A 662-nucleotide genomic window follows, 5' to 3' on the forward strand; every position below is an offset into this window, starting at 1 on the left:
GCAGATCGATCGATCCGATCGGTTGCTCGGCATTGTCGGCCACCGCCGTCAGCAGTCGGGTCAGTTGCGCAGCGATCCGCTCTACCGTTTGCTGGTCGAAGAGATCCGACGCATATTCGATCATGCCGGACAGGCCCTGAGCGGTTCCGTCCGCATCGCGTTTTTCCAGGAAACTCAACAGCAAATCAAATCTGGCTACCTTCAGCGTAGTTTCCTCGAACGCCACCGACAGGTCAGGCAAATCAAACGCCGACTTATTGTGATTGTGCAGCGCCAGAGACACTTGGAACAGGGGATGGCGCGCCATCGAGCGTTGGGGGTTCAGGATCTCGACCAGCCGTTCGAATGGCAGGTCCTGGTGCGCGTAGGCTTCCAAATCCACTTCTCGCACCCGCGCTACCAGTTCCCTAAAACTCGGGTTCCCTGAAGTGTCCGCACGCAATACCAGTGTGTTGACGAAGAACCCTACCAACTCGTCCAGCGCGTCGTCGGTTCGGCCCGCAATCGAGCTGCCTAGCGGAATGTCGGTGCCCGCGCCCAGGCGCGTCAACAATGCCGACACGCCTGCCTGCAGCACCATGAACAGACTTGCCTTGCTGTGCTGCGCTAGATCCAGTAGCTTGCGATGCAAGTCTGCGTCCAGCGATAACGCCAGCGTTTCT

The 662-nt window shown here is 58.8% G+C and carries 1 protein-coding gene; it reads right to left on the bottom strand.

What is annotated here, in order from left to right; translation table 11 throughout:
* The coding region (locus ACYVDM_RS26440) for a condensation domain-containing protein (protein WP_460475506.1) at positions 1–662 on the bottom strand (662 nt) is incomplete at both ends.

It is taken from the genome of Bordetella tumulicola (assembly GCF_054779135.1).